The 18,922-nt window shown below is 57.7% G+C and carries 14 protein-coding genes; 5 read left to right on the top strand and 9 right to left on the bottom strand.

Annotated elements, in window-relative coordinates; translation table 11 throughout:
* Positions 1–35: 35 nt before the first annotated feature.
* The 3 genes from ACN08V_RS04455 to ftsY all read right to left on the bottom strand — a co-directional run bounded on the left by ACN08V_RS04455 (position 36) and on the right by ftsY (position 3,667).
* Complete coding sequence (locus tag ACN08V_RS04455; protein WP_419099502.1) at positions 36–863, bottom strand: exodeoxyribonuclease III; 828 nt, start codon at positions 861–863, stop codon at positions 36–38.
* A gap of 82 nt (positions 864–945) precedes the next feature.
* Positions 946–2,328 (bottom strand): aldehyde dehydrogenase family protein, encoded by a 1,383-nt coding sequence (locus ACN08V_RS04450; protein ID WP_419104691.1) that lies wholly within the window; start codon positions 2,326–2,328, stop codon positions 946–948.
* Between the two features lie 217 nt (positions 2,329–2,545).
* Positions 2,546–3,667 (bottom strand): signal recognition particle-docking protein FtsY, encoded by a 1,122-nt coding sequence (gene ftsY / locus ACN08V_RS04445; RefSeq protein ID WP_419099500.1) that lies wholly within the window; start codon positions 3,665–3,667, stop codon positions 2,546–2,548.
* 114 nt (positions 3,668–3,781) lie between these two features.
* Here ftsY and ACN08V_RS04440 point away from each other — a divergent pair, with 114 nt between their 5' ends.
* Complete coding sequence (locus tag ACN08V_RS04440) at positions 3,782–5,146, top strand: MFS transporter (RefSeq protein WP_419104690.1); 1,365 nt, start codon at positions 3,782–3,784, stop codon at positions 5,144–5,146.
* A gap of 66 nt (positions 5,147–5,212) precedes the next feature.
* Here ACN08V_RS04440 and smc read toward each other — a convergent pair whose 3' ends face one another.
* A complete protein-coding gene (smc, locus tag ACN08V_RS04435; RefSeq protein ID WP_419104689.1) occupies positions 5,213–8,710 on the bottom strand; it encodes a chromosome segregation protein SMC in 3,498 nt (1,165 codons plus the stop codon).
* 203 nt (positions 8,711–8,913) lie between these two features.
* On the opposite strand from smc, the gene ACN08V_RS04430 reads away from it, so the two are divergent.
* The 3 genes from ACN08V_RS04430 to ACN08V_RS04420 all read left to right on the top strand — a co-directional run bounded on the left by ACN08V_RS04430 (position 8,914) and on the right by ACN08V_RS04420 (position 13,823).
* Positions 8,914–9,945 (top strand): 3-oxoacyl-ACP synthase III, encoded by a 1,032-nt coding sequence (locus ACN08V_RS04430; protein ID WP_419104688.1) that lies wholly within the window; start codon positions 8,914–8,916, stop codon positions 9,943–9,945.
* A 105-nt stretch (positions 9,946–10,050) separates the two neighbouring features.
* Positions 10,051–12,768 (top strand): alpha/beta fold hydrolase, encoded by a 2,718-nt coding sequence (locus ACN08V_RS04425; RefSeq protein WP_419104687.1) that lies wholly within the window; start codon positions 10,051–10,053, stop codon positions 12,766–12,768.
* Positions 12,762–13,823, top strand: a complete 1,062-nt coding sequence (locus ACN08V_RS04420) for an NAD-dependent epimerase/dehydratase family protein (protein ID WP_419104686.1) — start codon at positions 12,762–12,764, stop codon at positions 13,821–13,823. Before ACN08V_RS04425 ends, ACN08V_RS04420 begins: the two co-directional genes overlap by 7 nt.
* Before the next feature lie 118 nt (positions 13,824–13,941).
* Here the strand turns inward: ACN08V_RS04420 and mutM are convergent, their stop codons facing one another.
* The gene (gene mutM, locus ACN08V_RS04415) at positions 13,942–14,967 is read right to left on the bottom strand and encodes a bifunctional DNA-formamidopyrimidine glycosylase/DNA-(apurinic or apyrimidinic site) lyase (RefSeq protein WP_419104685.1); all 1,026 of its coding nucleotides are present in this window, start codon (positions 14,965–14,967) and stop codon (positions 13,942–13,944) included.
* A gap of 188 nt (positions 14,968–15,155) precedes the next feature.
* Here mutM and ACN08V_RS04410 point away from each other — a divergent pair, with 188 nt between their 5' ends.
* A complete protein-coding gene (locus tag ACN08V_RS04410) occupies positions 15,156–16,661 on the top strand; it encodes an amino acid permease (RefSeq protein ID WP_419104684.1) in 1,506 nt (501 codons plus the stop codon).
* Between the two features lie 135 nt (positions 16,662–16,796).
* Here the strand turns inward: ACN08V_RS04410 and rnc are convergent, their stop codons facing one another.
* The 4 genes from rnc to coaD form a co-directional block, all read right to left on the bottom strand.
* Positions 16,797–17,489 carry a ribonuclease III gene (rnc, locus tag ACN08V_RS04405; protein ID WP_419104683.1) on the bottom strand — a complete coding sequence of 231 codons (693 nt, stop codon included), beginning with the start codon at positions 17,487–17,489 and terminating at the stop codon, positions 16,797–16,799.
* Positions 17,490–17,501: 12 nt separating this feature from the next.
* On the bottom strand, positions 17,502–17,705 hold the full coding sequence (gene rpmF / locus ACN08V_RS04400; RefSeq protein WP_135011069.1) for a 50S ribosomal protein L32: 204 nt from the start codon (positions 17,703–17,705) through the stop codon (positions 17,502–17,504).
* A 32-nt stretch (positions 17,706–17,737) separates the two neighbouring features.
* On the bottom strand, positions 17,738–18,220 hold the full coding sequence (locus ACN08V_RS04395; protein ID WP_419099492.1) for a YceD family protein: 483 nt from the start codon (positions 18,218–18,220) through the stop codon (positions 17,738–17,740).
* Positions 18,221–18,407: 187 nt separating this feature from the next.
* The gene (coaD, locus tag ACN08V_RS04390; protein WP_419099491.1) at positions 18,408–18,887 is read right to left on the bottom strand and encodes a pantetheine-phosphate adenylyltransferase; all 480 of its coding nucleotides are present in this window, start codon (positions 18,885–18,887) and stop codon (positions 18,408–18,410) included.
* Between the last annotated feature and the right edge of the window lie 35 nt (positions 18,888–18,922).

Genomic DNA, 18,922 nt, shown 5'->3' with positions numbered 1-18,922 from the left:
GATAAATCGTGACGGCACATTGTTGTTTTTAGGGCCTACAGGTCAATTTCTAGCAGAATCGGAGTGTGATCCTGGCGGGGTCCTGAATCGACCGTCTCCGATGTGGTGACCTTATCGGCCACGCGGTCACTGACCAGCCAGTAGTCAATCCGCCAACCGGTGTTGTTAATCTTGGATGTTTTAGAGCGCTGGGCCCACCAGGTGTAGGCACCGGTCACGTCGCCGTGCAGGTGGCGGAAGGTATCGGTAAACCCACGTGAAAGTAGGTGGGTGAAGCCCTCGCGTTCCTCATCGGTAAAGCCGGGTGAGCGGCGGTTGGACTTAGGATTAGCCAGGTCAATTTCGGTGTGGGCAACATTGAAGTCACCGGTCGCTAGGACCGGCTTGCTGGCGTCCAGGGTTGCCAGGTAGTCAGCATAAAGACGATCCCAGACCTGACGGTCCTCCAGGCGACGCAACCCCTCGGAGGCGTTGGGTGTGTAGACCTGGGTGATGTAGCAGTTTTCGAATTCGAGGGTAATCATACGCCCCTCGGAGTCCATGGTGGTCGGCGCGTCAAGGCGGGGGTAGGTGACAACCGGTTCCAGTTCGGGGCGGTAGAGGAACATGGTCCCGGCGTAGCCCTTGCGGGCAGGCTCATCGGAGGACACCCAGGCCACCTTGTAGCCCGGGAAGTAGCCATCAAGCACCTCCAAATGTTTTTTGGTGGGGCCCTTGACCGGGAGCTTGGTTTCTTGAATAGCCAGCACGTCCGGAGCCAGCTCTGAAAGAGTGGCAAAAACATGGCGGGACAGCTGGGCACGGGGTGATGCGCTGGTAAGAGCCGCATTAAGGGAATCAACATTCCAGGAAACTAGTTTCATATCTACCAGTCTAACGGCCACCCTGCTAGGGTCCCCACCAGCCACCATAGGCTATCGGCTCACTGTGTTGCTTTTCCGTCAGCTAAATGATTCTGCCCAGAAGTTTCCCTTTGAGGCCGGTGTAGGGCGGGTAAATCAAGCGCAGGGTATCCGGGGTGAGAGGCTTTATGAACACAGTTTTTTCGTGGCTAAAAATTTCCACGCTTTTTTCGCCATGATAGGCCCCCATGCCGGACTCACCTACCCCGCCGAACTGCCAGTTGTGCGGTGAGAGGTGAACCAGACCTGCGCCAAAGACCAGGCCACCGCTGGAGGTCTCTGCTACCAGCCGCTGTTGGTTCTGGGGCTGAACAAAGCCGTAGAGGGCCAGGGGTTTGTCGCGTTCATTGATAAAGTCGATGGCTTCGTCCAGGCTAGCCACGGTCACAATAGGCAGCAGCGGCCCAAAGATTTCCTGGGTCATCACCGGGGCTTTGAGCGAGGCTGGTTTGAGCAAGGTCGGTTCAATGTATTTCTCTGCGGCATCGATGCGACCGCCCTGCAGAATCTCACCGTCATCCAGGTATCCACTGACCCGCTGAAAATGGCGGTCGTTGACCATGCGGCCGTAGTCTGGTGACTGCTGGGGGTTTTGGCCGAACATTTCGGTAATAGCTGCCTGCAGCTCCGGGACTAGGTCTTTCTCAACCCCGTCGATAGCCAGCAGGTAGTCAGGAGCTACACAGGTTTGACCGGCGTTGATGAACTTGGCCCAGACGATACGCCGGGCGGCAGTTACCAGGTCGATACCTGGCTCTACAAGGGTTGGGGATTTACCACCCAGTTCCAAGGTGATGGGGGTCAGATGCTCGGCTGCGGCTCGTGCCACCACACGCCCCACCTGACCGTTGCCGGTATAAAAAATGTGATCATAGCGCTGGGCCAGAACTTGGGTGGTTTCTTCTACCCCACCCTCAATGACCCTTACCGCCTGAGAGTCCAGGTAGTTAGGAACCAACCGCGCAATCAGAGAAGAAACGGTTGGCGTGACTTCACTGGGTTTGAGCACCACGGTATTCCCCGCGGCCAAGGCACCCACCAGGGGCACTAGCAGGAGCTGAACCGGGTAGTTCCAGGGAGCAATAATCAGTACCGTACCAAGAGGTTCACGCACGGTAGCTGCCTTGCCGGGGGCCAAGGTCAGGGGCAGCGGCAGGCGGCGGGGCGCTGTCCATCGCGCCAGGTTCTTGAGGCTGTGATCAATAGCATCCAGCGTGATACCAATTTCGGTCATCTGAGCCTCAGTAGCCGACTTGTGCAGGTCAGCGTATAGAGCACCTAGAAGCTCCCGGGTGTTCTCTGCTACCAGAGCGCGGAGGGCCTCAAGCTGTTCCTGCCGCCAAATGCGCGGCTTGGTGGCTCCGCTTGCAAAGTACTCGCGCAAGCTCCTTACTGTCGGTTCAATCATGCTGATATCTGCTGCCATGTTTCTCTCTTTCATCGGGCCGGCTATTGTCGGTTATCTCTGCTATCTCGCCTTGGCGCTCCACACTCTAGCAGGTAGGCGGGTAGTCCTCTCGCAGCTGGCTTTGGTGTTGTCTCGCCCCCTCCCACACACAAGACATAAACGGGCAGAGAAAACCCGCGTACCCTCCCCCACAGCTGCTTGTAAGGAAAATACGCGGGTTCAAAGCTCATACTGCTTAGTCGAGCAGGGCGTCCACGAAAGCACCGGGCTCAAAAGGAGCCAGGTCATCCGGGCCTTCACCCAGGCCAATCAGCTTGACCGGCACGCCCAGTTCTTCCTGGATAGCCACCACAATGCCGCCCTTAGCGGAACCGTCCAGCTTGGTCAGCACGATACCGGTAATCTGCACAACCTCGGAGAAGACTTTGGCCTGAATCATGCCGTTCTGGCCGGTTGTAGCATCAATAACCAGGAGCACCTCGGTCACGGGAGCTTCTTTCTGGACCACACGCTTAATCTTGCCCAGCTGATCCATCAGGCCGGCCTTATTCTGCAGGCGGCCAGCCGTGTCAATCATGACCGTATCTACACCACGAGCTTTGCCCTGACGGATAGCCTCAAAAGCAACGGAGGCAGGGTCAGCACCGTCTTTTTCTGAGCGCACGGTATCCACACCTACCCTGTCGCCCCAGGTTTGAAGCTGGTCAGCAGCGGCGGCGCGGAAGGTATCGGCAGCGCCCAGAAGCAGGTTCTTGTCCTCAGCAACCATCACACGAGCCAGCTTGCCAACGGTCGTAGTCTTACCCACACCGTTGACACCCACCACAAGCACCAGGCCGGGGTTACCGTCAACACCCTCAAGGTTGAGGGAACGGTCGGTGTCCTCCCCCACGATTTTCAGGAGCTCTTCGCGGAGCATCTGCTTAACATGGGCGGGGTTCTCGGTACCCTCAACACGCACACGCTCTTGGAGGGCCTCCACCAGGCGGGTAGAAGGCTCAGAACCCAGATCAGCCAAGAGAAGGGTTTCTTCAACTTCGTCCCAGACCTCCTGGTCAATCTTGTCGCGGGACAGCAGAGCCAGCAGACCCTTACCCAGTAGGTTATTGGACTTGGACAGGCGGGCGCGCAAACGCACCAGACGGCCCTGAGCAGAAGCAGGCTTCTCAATCGAGGTGACCGGTTCACCGGAGTCGGTGACCGGGATATCGTCGGCGTCGCGGGTCGTCCCATAGCCACCTTTAGGTGCCTTAGGACCGCGCAGGAGGACGGCTAGAACACCGCCCAGGATGAGAAGACCCAGCAGAATATAGACAATCAGAGTTAAAGAATCATTCACACCTCTAGCTTGCCACATTCTGCACCGCTATACAGCCCCCGCACCCACCGGTAGAATGCAGTTCTGCATATTATAGCGCTCAGAGGTGTGAGCTATAATACTTTGAGAAAATCTAAGACTGGCGAAAGCAAGATGAGCAAACATATCCCCACCCCCTCCATGGACACCGGAGCCATCCCGGTCATTCCAGAATCAATCCGTCGAAGTGTTCACATCCAAGGCTCCCCTCACCCAGCACAAGAAAACACCAAAGTACCCACCCAAATCAAAGTACTCATCGCTGCCTCCTTTCTCATCGCGCTAGGATACGGACTTGTAGCACCCGTCCTCCCCGGCTTCGCACGCTCCTTCGATGTGGGAGCTATGGCAGCAACCTTCGTAGTCTCAGCTTTCGCCCTCTCCCGCCTTCTCTTCGCCCCGGTCTCCGGCAAACTCATTACAGCATTCGGGGAACGACGCATCTACTCCACCGGCCTGATCATTGTAGGGCTAGGATCCATCGGTGCAGGGCTATCTATCAACTACCCCATGCTCATCGCTTCTCGTATCATCGGGGGCACAGGCTCGGTCATGTTCACCGTAGCCGCCATGGGAATCCTGGTGCGCAACTCACCACCCTCCATCCGGGGTAAAGTCTCCGGCTACTACGCCACATCCTTCCTGCTGGGCAACATCCTAGGCCCAGTCCTAGGAGCTGCAGCCTCCGCCCTGGGCATGCGCGTCCCTTTCTTCGTCTACGCCGGCATGCTCCTGTGCGCCTCACTCATCGTCATAACCCAGCTTAAAGACCAAGCACCACAAACCCACCTCAACACCCAGGGCATACCCGTAGCAAAGCCCGAACTCACCCTCAAAGAAGCCCTCAAGTTCAGCAACTACCGCTCAGCCCTGTTCACCAACCTCACCGTAGGCTGGAGCATCTTTGGACTCCAATCAACAGTTGTACCGCTGGCGGCAGTAGCCCTACTGGCCAGCCTCCACGGCTCAGAGGCAGGCTATGACCCTGCCGCCGCAGGTGCCCGCCTGGCCGGTTTCACCCTGGCCACCTACGCAACCGGCAACGCGCTCATGCAAATCTACTCAGGCAAGCTCGGTGATAGAATCGGTCGCCGCCCCATGATCTTCTCAGGCCTCCTCTTGGCCGGCATCGTCACAATCCTCTTTGGAACCATTACCGCACCGTCGGCCTTCGTTGCCTCCGCAATCCTGCTCGGTATCGCTGCAGCCCTTCTGAGCCCCTCCCTCCAAGCGGCAATCTCCGATATCGTAGGCAACAAACGCTCAGGTGGCCAACCCCTGGCCTACTTCCAGATGGTCTCTGACATCGGCCTGATTGTAGGTCCGCTCTTCGCTGGCTTCATCATCGATGCCTGGGGCTTCTTCCCCGCCTTTGCTGTTGCCGGTGCACTCCTGCTGATCGCCGCCATTGGCTGGATACCGGGCATCAAACCCAAGTTCCCCGCAGATCTTGCCGACAAAGGCTACACAGGCCGCTAAGACTGCAGACACGAGCGCCGGGCTGAAATTTTCAGCCCGGCGCTCGCCCCCTTTAACCTGCCCTGCCTACACCTCAGATGATTGGCTGTAATCTGCAAGCCTCTGCGAAATAACAGCCGAAACGCCATTGCGCATCGATACCCCGTAGAGTGTATCGGCCTGCGCCATAGTGCGCTGGTGGTGGGTAATCATCAGTAGCTGCGACCGATCCCGCAGCTGCCCCAGCACCTCAAGAAGACGGCCCAGGTTTCGATCATCGAGAGCCGCTTCTACCTCATCAAGCACATAGAAGGGAGCCGGGCGGGCCATGAAAACCGCTAGCAACAAGGCCAGTGAGGCCAAGGTCCGCTCGCCACCAGAGAGAAGCGATAGCCTGGTTACTTTTTTACCAGCTGGCTTGACCTGAATCTCCAGGCCGCTGTTCTGACGGTCAGCGGGGTCACTGAGCACCAGCTCCCCCTGACCACCGGGAAAGAGCGTGGCAAAGATAGGCCCAAATTGTTCTTGGACATCTGCCAAAGCTGAGTCAAAAGAGGTCACAATGTAGTCGTTGACCTCCTTCATGACCGCACGCACATCGGTGCGACTAGCTTTAATGTCAGATATTTGCTGGCGCAGATAGCCAAACCGTTGTTCCAGAGCCTGATATTCCTCCAGCGCTAGCGGGTTGGTAACACCCAGGCGGGCTAGCTCAGCTTCTGCCTGGGCCAGAGCTTTCTCAGTCTCAGCACGATCAGCGGCCACCCCGCTACGGCTTGCAATCAGCTCATCCAGGCTCAGCCCTAACTCATCACGGACACGGTTCTCCAACCCCTCCCAGCGCGTCTCACAGCGAGCCCGCTGGGCGGCGGCCTCTGCCTGGAGCGTCAGCGCAGCAGCCAGTGATTTCTGCCCGCTGGCTAGTTTCTCCCGGGTATCGCTGAGACCTTCTGCCAGGGTAAGGGCCTGGGACCGTGTGCTTTCGTGGCCTTTCTCTGCCTCTTTCAGTAGCCCGGCTAGCTGACAAGCAAGAGCCTGAGCCGCCAGGTTTAGACGGGTAGCTTGGCGACGAGCAGCTTGTTCCTGGGCATGGCGGCCTTGCCGATTCAGTTCGGCCGTTTCAAGGGCGTTCAGAGCTTCTTGGGCTTGGAGTGAGCGAGCATGGGCGGCCTGTGCATTCTCCCGATCGCGCTCCAGACCGGTACGGGCCTGAGCAAGTCGTTCAGTAGCTTGCTGAACGGTGCTAGCGGCTTCTTGCGCCCTCTCCAGCAGATCAGCAAGGTTGGGGTGAGGTGGGTTCTTCCGGGCGCGCTCAAGCTCATCTGTTGCCGTAGCCAGTTGTGCTGCAGCCTCTTTAAGCGCTTCATCTGCTCGGTGTGCCGCATCGGTGAGCCTGCGCTTTTCAGCCTGGGCACTGGTACAGGCCCCGGTCAGACTAGCCAGGTCAGTTCGAGCTGTGGTGACCCGCGCAGACAGGGCTCCAACCTTTCGGGCCGCCTGCTTCTCCTGCTCCTGGGCAAGAGTCAGCCCCTGCTGATTTTGGGCAAGGGCGAGGCGAGCTTCTTCGCATTCCTTTTCGATATCTGTCATATGCGACTGAGCCGCAATCAGCTGGGCGTGAGCGTCAAAGCTCGTCTCGACCTCTTGGGGGTAAAGGACAGAGACAGATGTGACCAATAGGCCGTCTGCTGTCGCCACGGTGATGTCCGGGAAGTCTTTGACTGCTTCCTGCGCCTGGACAAGGTTCTCACAGAGATAAACCCGGCCCAGGAGAATGTTGAGGGCATCTGTTAGCGCGGCGGGGGCAGATAGGGCCTGCCGCAAAGCCATAAAACCCTTATCTTCAAGTTCAGGTATAGATAGTTCCTTCTGGCCAGAAGGGTTCTGCATGCCTTCGGGCCGGAATACCTGCGACACCAGGTGGGGCTGATTCCTCCCTTTCTCATCAGCAAGAACACGGGCATAGGGACCAATGACAGCTGCTACAGCCTTCTGCCACTGAGGCTTAACCTCAAGTAAAGATACAAGCTCCTGCGCACCTGCGCTCAGGGCTTTTTCGCGCTCCCCAGCTGGCTCGGTGGATGACTCGTGATCCTGTGACCAGGCCGCTTCGAGTGCCTGGTAGCGAGCCTGAGCAGACCGCAGAGCCAGCTCGGTCTCTTGCAGCTTGACCCGGCTCTTCTCCTGGGCATCCGCCGCGGCTTGACGTCCGCAACGGGATTGTTTCTCGTAGAGGAGAGCCTGCTCGTACTCTGCTACAAGCGCTTGGACCGTGGCACGGGCGGCTTCAACAGAGGCGCTCACCTGCGCCTGGTTGCTCTCAAATTCTTGGTATTCATCCTTGCGGCGGGCTGCTTCAGCCTGAGCTTTTTCAAAGGAGGTCCGCGCCGCTGCAAGTGCGGTGGTCAGCTGCGAAAGCAGTTCCCGGTGTTCAGCAACCTCACTCCTAGCCTGCTCTAGCTCTTGGTTGAGCTGACGGTGATCCTTTTCAGCAAGCCGCGAGATGTCTTCCAGGCCTTTAAGCTCTTTTTCCGCCTGAAGCACCCGTTCCTTAGCCAGGCGGGCGGTTTCTTCCTCCTGGCCTGCACCCAGCCGGGCAGTTTCAAGGTGCGCCAGGGCATCAGTATAATCGTCCTGCTGATTCGCCTGTTTTATACGCTCTGAGGCAACCCGCTCAATCGTCTGGACCCGGGCAGCAAGAGCCTTAAGGGTAGCGACTTCTTGCATGCTTTCTTCCAGGCTGGCTTTGATGGCGGCTTCATGTGCCGTAAGGTCAGCTAGGTCTTGGGTGAAAACCAAGTTCTTTTCTTCGGAGCGAGCGCGGGCTACAGCCGCCTGTTCGGCTGCTTCAGTGTGTTCCGCTATCTCCGTTTTCAGATGGGCACCATCCAGCGCCAACAGATCACCCTTCAGTGCCCGCACACGAGCGGCAACGTCAGAGGCAATACGAGCCGCTTCAGCCTGCTCGCGCCTTCCTTCGAGCTGGTCAGAAAGTTCAGCAGCCAAATCTTCCAGCCGGTCAAGATTACCTTTAAGGTCGTCGAGTTTAGCTGCGGTCTTTGCCTGGCGACGGCGGTGCTTGACCAGGCCAGCAGCCTGCTCAATCAGCTCCCGTCGGTCCTGGGCGGTGCCGTGCAGGATTTTATCGACCTGCCCCTGCCCCACCAGGGTGTAGGGGTCTTTGCCCACGCCGGTATCGGCAAGAAGCTCCTGAACATCGGTCAGACGAGCGGGCTGGCCGTTGATTTCGTACTCTGACCCGCCAGCGGAAAACATGGTGCGAGTGATGCGAATCTCTGAGTGAGGGAGCGGTAAGGAACCGTCAGAATTATCAATAACCAGCTCAACCTTGGCCCGACCCAGCGCCCCGCGTTCGCCGCCACCGGCAAAGATGACGTCCTTCATGGCAGCTCCGCGCAACTGCTTAGCGCCTTGAGCACCCATGACCCAGGCCAGGGCGTCCGCCACGTTGGACTTGCCCGACCCGTTGGGCCCAACAATCACGTTCAGGCCCGGTTCAAACTCAAAAACGGTGGCCGAAGCGAAGGATTTGAAGCCGCGCACGGTCAAAGATTTCAGGTACATTCGAGGCCATTCGGTTGTTCTCTTGGGACAAATTCTCAGGTTTCAACTCTACAACAGCAGCTCCTGGCTACTGTTCGGTGTGAGAGGAACCAGCCCCGCCAATGGGGCGCATGCAAGCGAGCGGGGCATAATATGGTAACGGTGCGCTTTGCAATGAATATTAGCGCCCGCCCCTGTCCCCACTCCGAGGCTAGAAGAGTAGATTGACCGCTAATTCAGATATACGCCACCAGAACGCTTCGATTCTGTCTGTCACCCGTGTACTGCCTCCCGAGGTAGTCACCAGTTCCTACTTCGATGAGCAGCTTGCCGCCACCTATAAGCGGCTCAAGATGCCCAAGGGCCTGCTTGAACGCCTGGCCGGTATTAGTGAACGTCGTTCGTGGGGTAAGGGCATGACCTTTGAGGACGGCGCTGTTGCCGCCGCCGAGCAGGCTATGGCCCAGGCCGGTATCGCCAAGGAACAGATTGGTCTTATCATCAATACCTCGGTAACCCGTGATAACTTTGAGCCTGCCGTTGCCGTGGGCATCCATGACCGTCTGGGTTTGCCCCGCCAGGCCCTTAATTTTGATATCACCAATGCCTGCCTAGGCTTTGTCAATGGCATCACCGTTGCCGCAACCATGATTGATGCCGGGGCGATTGATTATGCTCTTATTGTGGACGGTGAGGATCCTTCGCCCTGGCATGCTACTGCACTTCGTCAGCTCAACCGCCCTGATTCCACACGCGACGATGTTCTTGCCCAGTTCGCTACGCTCACCCTAGGGTCGGGTGCGGCCGCAGCAGTCATCGGTCGTTCCGACTTACACCCCAAGGGGCACAAGATTGTTGGCTCTGTCTCCCGCTCCGGAACCGAGCACCGCAACCTCTGCATCGGCGGCGAGGCTGACCAGGGTATGAGCACCGATGCCGCCGGTCTGCTCAAGCACGGCCTACAGCTGGTCGCTGAGGCCTGGGAAGAAGCCCACCAGAACGGCTGGGACTGGACCGATATGCACTCCTATGTAACGCATCAGATTTCTAACGCTCATACCAACGCAATTATTGAGGCGGTGGGCATTGACCGCAAGCGGATTCCGCTGACCTTCCCCGTCTGGGGCAATGTTGCGGCGGCGGCTCTACCTATGACCCTGGCCGAGGACAGCACCAACTACTCCCCCGGCGACCGTATTCTGTGCATGGGCGTTGGCTCCGGCCTGAATACTGCCCTCATGGAAATTATCTGGTAATAAACCTTTGGGCCCCGGCTCTTTCTGCCAGCAGAGAGAGCCGGGGCGCTGCCTTCTAAAGGGTGCATTGCACCGTCCCGCGTTTTAGCCTGACGAGAGAAATACATGAAGAATCTACAGCTCACCCCGACTCCCGCCCAGTGGCCAGGTGTTGACAGCGACTGGTCCCAGACCATCACGGTAGCCTCCACAGCGCCGGTTGAGAGCACCGGGTCTAGCCGCACCTGGCATTATCTGGATAACGGGCCCCAGCTGGCTGCCGCGGGGCGGGAACCTGTCGGTACGGTATTGGCTGTCCATGGTAACCCCACCTGGTCCTACCTGTGGCGTTCGGTCTTAGCGGCAGCTAGCCAGGCTGAACGCCCTTGGCGGGTGGTGGCTGTTGATCAGCTCGATATGGGCTACTCGGAGCGTACCGGTCTCAAACGCGCCCTCATCGATAGGGTAGCTGACCTGGGAGACTTCACAGCAGCACTGGGTCTCGATAGCACCGACCGCCCTCTTCTTACCCTGGCCCATGACTGGGGTGGCCTGGTATCACTCGGCTGGGCACTGCGGCACCGCGATATTCTCTCGGGCATTATGCTCACCAACACCGCTGTCTTCCACGACTCGGCAGAAAAGATTCCGCTTGCTCTGCAAGCCGCTCTGAACCCCGCTCTTCATTCCTGGGCTACGGCAAAATCTTCCGCCTTCATTGACGTCACTCTGGGTCTTGCGCAAAAACCGCTGGGCGAGGCTGTCAAACAGGCCTACAAACTCCCTTATACCACCAGTGAGCTTAGGGCAGGTGTCCGTAATTTTGTAGCGGATATTCCCGCTACCCCGGCAGCAAGCAGCTACCGGCAGATGATTGAAATCGCAGAAGGTATAAGGGAACTGGACCTTCCAGCTCTCATGCTCTGGGGTACTAAGGACCCGGTCTTCCAGCGCCGCTACATGGCCGATCTTGCCACCCGGCTACCTCATGCTGATATCCACCGTTTTGAACAGGCCAGCCACCTGGTCGCAGAAGACGAAGACATTGCCAGCCCTATTCTTAACTGGCTGACTGAGCACTTTGTCACCGGCATCACCCAGCGTGAGCGCCACCTTGCAGCCCGCCAGGAGCAAGCCCCCGCTTTAGGCGAATACCGCCCGATGATTGCGGAGTTGACCGCCCGGACCAAGGATCATTCACTGGCCGTTGTCGATATGAACCCCAAGGGTGACGGCACCCAGGTTGCGGCTCAACTGACCTGGGCGGAGCTGGCAGCTGAGGTTGATCGGGTCGCTGATGGCCTGTACCAGTTGGGTGTAGGCCGGGGGCATCGAGTCAATCTGCTGGTTCCTCCGGGTATTAGACTCACTACGCTCATCTATGCCTGCCTCAAGCTGGGAGCGGTCATTGTGGTGGCCGATACCGGGTTAGGCGCAAAGGGGCTAACCCGCGCTCTGAAGGGTGCCCGCCCCGACTGGCTGGTGGGTGTTCCCGCTGCCCTCACCGCCGCCCGTTCTCTGGGCTGGCCCGGCCAGCGCATTGCTGCCACGGCTTTGCCCAAGGCGGCCACTAAGGCTCTGGGCCTTGTGGGTTCCGTTGAGGATTTCACAAAATCTGGAACCGCTGACGTTGAGCTCCCCGACCCCGATAGCGACGCGGCAGTTCTTTACACCTCCGGCTCCACCGGCCCCGCTAAGGGTGTGGTTTATACCCACCGTCAGCTGGCCGGTATGCGCGATACCATTTCATCGACCTATGGTTTGAAGGCTGGTAGCGGCCTGGTTGCCGGCTTTGCCCCCTTCGCCTTACTTGGCCCCGCTCTGGGCGCAACCAGCGTGACTCCCGCTATGGACGTCACCAGGCCCAAGACCTTGACAGCGCAGGCGCTAGCTTCGGCAACAGCCGCTATCGACGCCACCACCATTTTTGCCTCCCCTGCGGCTCTGATGAACATCATTGATACCTTTGATGCCCTTGATGAGAACCAGCGGGCCGCTCTGGCTAAGGTCACTACCCTGCTTTCAGCAGGGGCACCAGTAACGACTCCCCTCTTGACCAAGCTTCAGACCATTTTGCCTGCGGCTTCTTTGCACACTCCTTACGGTATGACTGAAGCCCTACCCGCCACCGATGTTTCATTCGATGAGATTAAAGAGGCTGAGCAGGACGCCCGTGACGGCATGCACGGCGCAGGCGGCGGCGTTTGCGTGGGCAAGGCTGTTGATGGCGCTTTCGTTCAGATCGCCCCCTTACTGGCCGATGGTACTGCCGGTGCAGAGACAAGGAAGGAGCCCGGTATTACCGGCGAGATTCTGTTGGCGGCCCCTCACGTTAAAGACCGTTATGACACCCTCTGGGTGACCGAGCAGGTTTCAACTTCGACCCCTGGCTGGCACCGTACCGGCGATGTGGGGCACTTCGATGCGGCTGGCCGCCTCTGGGTGGAGGGCCGCCTAGCCCACGTGTTGGTGACCTCCCAGGGTGTACTGACCCCTGTTGCTCTGGAACAGGCTGCTGAGGGTGATGCCGAGGTGCGCCGCGCTGCCGCTGTAGCCATTGGTCCCGCTGGTACTGGCACGGTTGTGCTGGTTGCTGAGGTCGGTCCCAGGTTCCGGGGTAAGAGGACCGTTCAGGGCCCTGCCCCAGTTGATTTGGCTGCTCGGGTACGGGAGCGTGTCCTGGCTGAAACAGGCGTGGAGGTATCGGCTGTCCTCATTGTGGATGAGCACCCCACCGATGTTCGCCACAACTCAAAGATTGACCGCCCTGTGGTTGCTCAGTGGGCTGAGAAGGTCCTCACTGGTAAGCGGGCTCGCCTAGGAAAGGGTGTTATCGCATGGTAGTCTCCCTGCGTTCTTTAGATCCCAAGGTCTGTCTGCCGGAGCTCGGTGAGACCGTTCTGGTTACCGGTGCCTCTGGGTTGCTGGGCCGCGAGGTTGTCTTTGCCCTCCTGCGGGCTGGCTACTCAGTCCGGGCCTTTCAGCGCGGGGACGCCCAGCTTGAAGAGGTTTTACCCCAACACCTGCGGGGCCGTTTTTGGCAGGTGCGGGGTTCGCTCACTGACCCCGGCGCTGTTGAGCAGGCCTTGACCGGCGTGGATGGGGTGGTCCACCTGGCCGCCAAGGTTTCTGTGGTAGGCCGATGGGAGGACTACCGCCAGGTCAATGTGGAGGGTAGCCGCACACTCCTTGAAACTGCTCAGACTCTGGGGGTCAGTAAGTTCCTGCATACCTCATCGCCTTCTGCAGCTCATACGGGTTCGTCGATTGTAGGTGAGGGCAACCCTCCTGCCTCTCCCAACCATGCCCGGGGTAACTATGCCCGCTCTAAGGCCGAGTCTGAGCTACTGGCCCTTTCCTATAACTCGGACCGTTTCTGGGTGGGTGTTCTGCGCCCGCACCTGGTCTGGGGTCCGGGTGATACCCAGCTGGTTGAGCGTGTTTTGGAGCGTGCCGCCGCTGGCCGTCTCCCCCTGCTCAATCGTGGCTCGGCGATGATTGACACGCTCTATATCGACAACGCCGCTGACGCTTTTGTGCGCGGCTATCAGCGTCTTGAGGCTATCCGGGGTATTCCTCTGGTGGTTACGAACGGCCAGCCCCGCCCGGTGGCGGAGGTTATTGCAGGCATGTGTGCCGCGTGCGGGGTAACACCGCCTGCTTATTCAGTGCCTGCCCCGGTGGCTTACGGGGCGGGTTTGGTCATGGAGAAGCTCTGGAAGGTTTTTGCTCCCGGTGAGATTCCGCCGCTGACTTCTTTCTTGGCTGAACAGCTTTCTACTGCCCACTGGTTTGATCAGGGAACTACTCGTAGCTTGTTGGGCTGGGAGCCCGAGGTGAGCCTGGAGCAGGGTTACCAGGCTTTGGGCCGTTTTTATGGGGACCGGTTTAGTAGCTAGGGTCTTTATCCCTGAACCCCGCGGGGCCTCCGTTGACAGTGCGGATGGAGTGCCCGGGTGCGAGCGAGCGAGCACACCAGAGGGCAGGTAATCGGTGCCCGCCACCTTCAGGCACTTATCACTGAACCCCGCGGGGCTTCCGTTGACAATACGGGCACCGGTAGGAGCTCCTACCCCCAAAAGGTTCACGTACCATCAGCGAGGTGCGACCCGCTTCCAGGCAACGGTAGCAGGGGCGCCCTGCCTGACCGTAGGCCTTGAGGGAACGGTCAAAGTAGCCTGATTCGCCGTTGACGTTCACATAGAGAGCGTCGAAGCTGGTGCCTCCTTGGGTGAGGGCATCGTTCATGACCTCTTGGCAGGCTTTGACGAGTTCCCGGGTAGCTTGCGGTGTGATTGTCCGCGCTGGCTTGGCGTAGTGGAGTTTTGCCCGCCAGAGGGCTTCGTCGGCGTAGATGTTTCCCACCCCGGAGATGGCTGACTGGTCAAGGAGTAGTTTCTTAATGCCGGTTGATGTGGACAGCATACGGCGGCGAAAGTCTGCGCTATCAAAGTGGGGGTCGAGCGGGTCACGGGCGATGTGGGCTACAGCCTCGGGAATGAGAGGCAGGCCCAGGACGCTCATGGAGGCTCCTGGGAGTGGTTGCCCCTGTGTGCCTGTGACCGCTTGTAGGGGGCTGAGGAACATGCCACCGAAGATTCTCTGGTCCACGAAGCGCATATTGAGAGGGCTGGTTTGCCCGCTTTCATCTGTGGCATCTTCGAGTTTCAGCACGATTTTCTGGTGTTTTTCGGCGGGCATGGGCCCCTCTTTGAGCAGGACTTGGCCGCTCATACCCAGGTGAATGACTAGGGCGAAGTCTTCAAGGAGCCTGGTGTCTGCGGGATCTGCCACGGAGTTCAGGCTGGCAGCTTGCTGGGCATGGATGTGGGGCTGGGCGTGGAAGAGGACCCACAGGTATTTGCCACGCCGGGCGATATCGGCTATTCGCAGGCCGGTGAGCCGGGCGCAAAAATCTGGAGTGCCTTCGGTGTGTCGACGGATGGACCGGCTATCGGCTACGGTGACAGCGCCCACTCTTGCCCCTACACAGTGGGCAGCAAGCCCCCGTCGAACAACCTCAACTTCGGGTAACTCAGGCATACTACTTGACCTCTCTTTAGTGTCGTCCCCTAAAATTATGCCCTCTTTACCTCGCTCTTTAGACAGGAGCCTTGCAGAATAGAGTCTAGGCTATTGCGCAGAGAGCAGCCGAGTCTGAACACTACCCTGCCTTGTACCCTGGGTGTGGGTATACCAGCCAGCACAAACTGCTAACCTCAAGGATTATTATGTCTCATCAACCACTGCCCTCCGCTAGGGGCGCGACACAGTCTTATGCCCATGAGCAAGAGGGTTTTAAACAGGGGCTCAAACCCCGCCAAATCCAGATGATAGCAATGGGTGGATCCATTGGTACCGGCCTCTTTCTGGGCGCCGGTGGTCGGTTGCATGATGCCGGTCCCTCCCTAATTTTCCTGTACGCTATCGCCGGTTTCTTCGGCTACCTGATCCTGCGTCAGCTAGGTGAGCTAGTGGCCTACCGTCCTTCGTCCGGCTCCTTCGTGAGCTACACTCGTGAGTTCTACGGTGAGAAGTGGGCTTTCTTTGTGGGCTGGATGTACTGGTTCTCCTGGGCTGCTACGGCCATTGTCGATGCCACTGCTATCGCTATTTATTTCCGTTGGTTCGGTCAGTACCTCCCCTCCATTAATGATGTTCCCCAGTGGGTTGTTGCCTTTGTCGTCATCGTTCTGGTGGTTTCCATGAACCTAATTTCAGTCAAAATTTTTGGTGAGCTGGAGTTCTGGTTTGCTCTAGTAAAAGTCTGTTCGCTCCTAATTTTTATGGTGGTTGGTATCCTCTTCCTTATTTTTGGTACTCCCACGGGTGCCCCGGTGGGTATTACCTTAATAAGCGAATCTGGGTTCTTTCCCAACGGTCTAATGGCTGCTTTGATTGTTTCTCAGGGCGTTATTTTTGCTTACTCAGGTATTGAGCTGGTGGGTACAGCTTCGGGAGAGATTAAGGATCCCCGCCAAGCTATCCCCAAGGCTATCAATACTGTAATTTGGCGTATTGCCCTCTTCTATGTGGGCTCGGTTCTCTTGCTTTCGCTTTTGCTCCCCTACGATGCCTACAGCGCCGATGAGTCGCCCTTTGTGACCTTCTTCGGTTCAATCGGGGTGGATTACGCCGCACCCATTATGCAGCTTGTGGTGATTACTGCAGCCGCTTCTTCACTGAATGCTGGACTCTACTCCACCGGTCGTATTACACATTCTATGGCTATCAACGGCTCAGCACCCAAGTTCACCGGTGTAATGAACACCTCGGGTGTGCCTGTGGGCGGTATTTTGTTGACCGGTGCAGTAGCTCTGTTGGGTGTCATCATCAACTACTGGAAGCCTTCCGATGCCTTTGAAATTGTCCTGAATATCTCGGCAATTTGCATTGTGATTGGCTGGATGGCTATCACCCTGCCTCACCTGCGTTTCGTCGCCCTGGCACATAGGGGTGAGCGTACCCGCCCGGACTTCCGTGCTCCTCTGGCTCCCTTTACCAACTGGTTGACCATGTTCTTCCTGGTGGGTGTACTCGTACTCATTGCCTACGACTATCCCATCGGAACCTACTCGCTTGAGGCGATGGCTCTGGTCATTCCTCTGCTGGTCCTTGGCTGGTTCATGGTTCGTACCAGGGTTAAGCAGCTGGCTCAGGAACGTCTGGCAGAATCCACAGCCAAGACGACCTCCATCAGCATTGTGACCCGAGAAGACGAAATCGGCCTGCCCTAACGATTCATGGGGCGGTTGCCAGGCTGTGAGCGGCCAGCCTGCTTAGCTCAGGGTTGGGTAAGGCTCCGCTTAAAGTCAGAGGGCGGGGGAAGCAGAGGTAATCTTTGCTTCCCCCGCCCTCTGGCATAGGGGACTTTACTTACTGTCGCCGTAGACCCTGTAGTAGGCTTCTTCGGCGGCCATTCGTTCAGCTTCTTTCTTGCTGGTCCCTTGCCCAGTACCCATAAGGTTATCTGCTAGCAGTAGCTGGGCTGTGTAACGGCGGGCATGGTCAGGGCCAGTACCCTCCACCCGGTAGACCGGCTCCCCCAGAGAGTTCGCCGCGGCGTACTCCTGGATTTCGGTCTTCCAGTCACGACCAATGTTGAGGGTTTTACGATCATCCAGCAGGTGCGCTGTATGAGCTAAGACCAGCTCGTGAGCTTTTGCGGGGCCGTAGGCCATGTAGACGGCACCGAAAACAGCTTCCATGGTGTCTGCAAGGATTGAGTCCTTGTCCGCTCCACCGGTCTTTTTCTCACCCTTGCCTAGTAGGATGCAGGGGCCCAGTTTGAGGTTGCGCGCCAGCATCGCCAGAGTCCGGGTTGAAACGACCACATGGTGGCGTTTAACGAGTTCACCCTCGGCCAGGTCCGGGAACCTCTTGTAGAGTTCAGAGGCAACGGCCAGTGAAAGAACCGAGTCGCCCAAAAATTCTAGGCGCTCGTTGTGGGGCACGTTACCGTTCTCAAAAGAATAAGAACGGTGCGTCATAGCAAGCTGAAACGTCTCGGTATCGAGTGTGATACCGAGACGTTTCATAAACTCTTGTGATGCAGAGTTAGTCATACAAACGCTAACTTACGCGTCAGCTACCTTGCGGCCCTTGTACTCGTAGAAGAGTTCGTTGCCGGCTGAGTCAGTTACAAGCTTTGCCTGGTGGGGCAGGGAGTAGGTAACGCGACCGTTTTCAACGGTCTTGACCAGCTGAGGTACGGACGCCTTCCACTGGGAACGGCGTGCGCGGGTGTTAGCACGGGACATTTTCCGCTTGGGAACAGCCACAGCTATCTCTTTTCTCTTGTCGCTTTATAAGTTTATTTTTCGTCTGCATTGAGCAACGCAGAAAGCGCGTTCCACCGGGGGTCAATGACCTCGTGGTGGTGCTCAGGGTCGTCCTCAAGGCGTGTGCCACATTCGGAACACAGGCCCTGGCAGGAGTCACTGCAAACAGGCTGGAACGGCAGTTGAAGAATCACTGCGTCCCGCAGTGCCGGTTCGAGATCAATTTCATCGTTCTCTACGGCATACTGCTCATCTACTTCATCTTCGGGGCCACCTTCTGGTGCCTTCTCGAAAACAAAAAGCTCTTGAACATCGGCTGTAACTTCAAAGTCAACCGGGTCTAGGCAGAGACTGCACTCACCGCTAACGGTAACGCATGCAGTTCCAGTAACCAAGATACCATCTGAAACGGATTCCAGGCGAACATTGAGGTCAATGTCGCTTCCTTCTTCCGCTTCAATGAGAGCGTTGCCAAAGTCGCTTGGCGCTGGCAGAACTTCTTCAAGGGTCTCCATGGCACCCGGGCGATGAGCTAGATCCCTTACAGAGATCATCAGGGGCGATGAATCTTTTCGTGAAATGACGAACTCCCTATCAAATGTTTTAAACCAAGTACCCAGTTTAGAGCTAGGTCAGCCTTGAAGCAAGTAGGGCTAGCTCACTCTTCTACCTGGTTGACCCCAAGCGGGCTTCTGCATGAGCCTAGCCTGGCAACTCTTGCAGGGCTCGCTGGGTGGCACGCGGTACGAAGGATGAAACATCACCACCTAGCCCGGAAACCTCTTTAATCATGGTCGAAGAGAGGTGGTTGTATTTGGGGTCACCCGCTATAAAGGCTGTTTCGACACCAGCAATATGCCGATTCATAGAGGCCATAGGAGCCTCATATTCAAAGTCAGCGGTATTGCGTAACCCCTTGACAATCAGTGAAGAGCCCTGCTCTCGCACAAACTCAGCAAGGAGCTTACCCTCGGGCAAGATAACCGCAGACACACCGGCGAAGAGCCCAAAGGTTTCCTCCACCATCGCCACCCGCTCTTCAAGGCTGAAGCGGTATTGTTTGGAGGAGTTGTGGGAAACAGCCACCAACACGTTGCCATAGATTTTGGCGGCTCGGGTAATAATTTCGACGTGACCATTATGGATAGGGTCAAAAGACCCCGGGCAGACAACAGTTTGCATATGTCAAGGCTACAGTACGGCATGGTCTATGACAT

Origin of the sequence: Rothia sp. P5766 (genome assembly GCF_048513555.1) — a bacterium.
Classification (GTDB): Bacteria; Actinomycetota; Actinomycetes; order Actinomycetales; family Micrococcaceae; genus Rothia.
This window is presented reverse-complemented; position numbering and strand designations above follow the sequence as displayed.

Bases quoted from the DNA above. Each gene is read 5' to 3' on its own strand.
- ACN08V_RS04455 (WP_419099502.1), bottom strand. From the start codon at position 863: ATGAAACTAGTTTCCTGGAATGTTGATTCCCTTAATGCGGCTCTTACC.
- ACN08V_RS04450 (WP_419104691.1), bottom strand. From the start codon at position 2,328: ATGGCAGCAGATATCAGCATGATTGAACCGACAGTAAGGAGCTTGCGC.
- ftsY (WP_419099500.1), bottom strand. From the start codon at position 3,667: ATGTGGCAAGCTAGAGGTGTGAATGATTCTTTAACTCTGATTGTCTAT.
- ACN08V_RS04440 (WP_419104690.1), top strand. From the start codon at position 3,782: ATGAGCAAACATATCCCCACCCCCTCCATGGACACCGGAGCCATCCCG.
- smc (WP_419104689.1), bottom strand. From the start codon at position 8,710: ATGTACCTGAAATCTTTGACCGTGCGCGGCTTCAAATCCTTCGCTTCG.
- ACN08V_RS04425 (WP_419104687.1), top strand. From the start codon at position 10,051: ATGAAGAATCTACAGCTCACCCCGACTCCCGCCCAGTGGCCAGGTGTT.
- ACN08V_RS04420 (WP_419104686.1), top strand. From the start codon at position 12,762: ATGGTAGTCTCCCTGCGTTCTTTAGATCCCAAGGTCTGTCTGCCGGAG.
- mutM (WP_419104685.1), bottom strand. From the start codon at position 14,967: ATGCCTGAGTTACCCGAAGTTGAGGTTGTTCGACGGGGGCTTGCTGCC.
- ACN08V_RS04410 (WP_419104684.1), top strand. From the start codon at position 15,156: ATGTCTCATCAACCACTGCCCTCCGCTAGGGGCGCGACACAGTCTTAT.
- rnc (WP_419104683.1), bottom strand. From the start codon at position 17,489: ATGACTAACTCTGCATCACAAGAGTTTATGAAACGTCTCGGTATCACA.
- ACN08V_RS04395 (WP_419099492.1), bottom strand. From the start codon at position 18,220: ATGGAGACCCTTGAAGAAGTTCTGCCAGCGCCAAGCGACTTTGGCAAC.
- coaD (WP_419099491.1), bottom strand. From the start codon at position 18,887: ATGCAAACTGTTGTCTGCCCGGGGTCTTTTGACCCTATCCATAATGGT.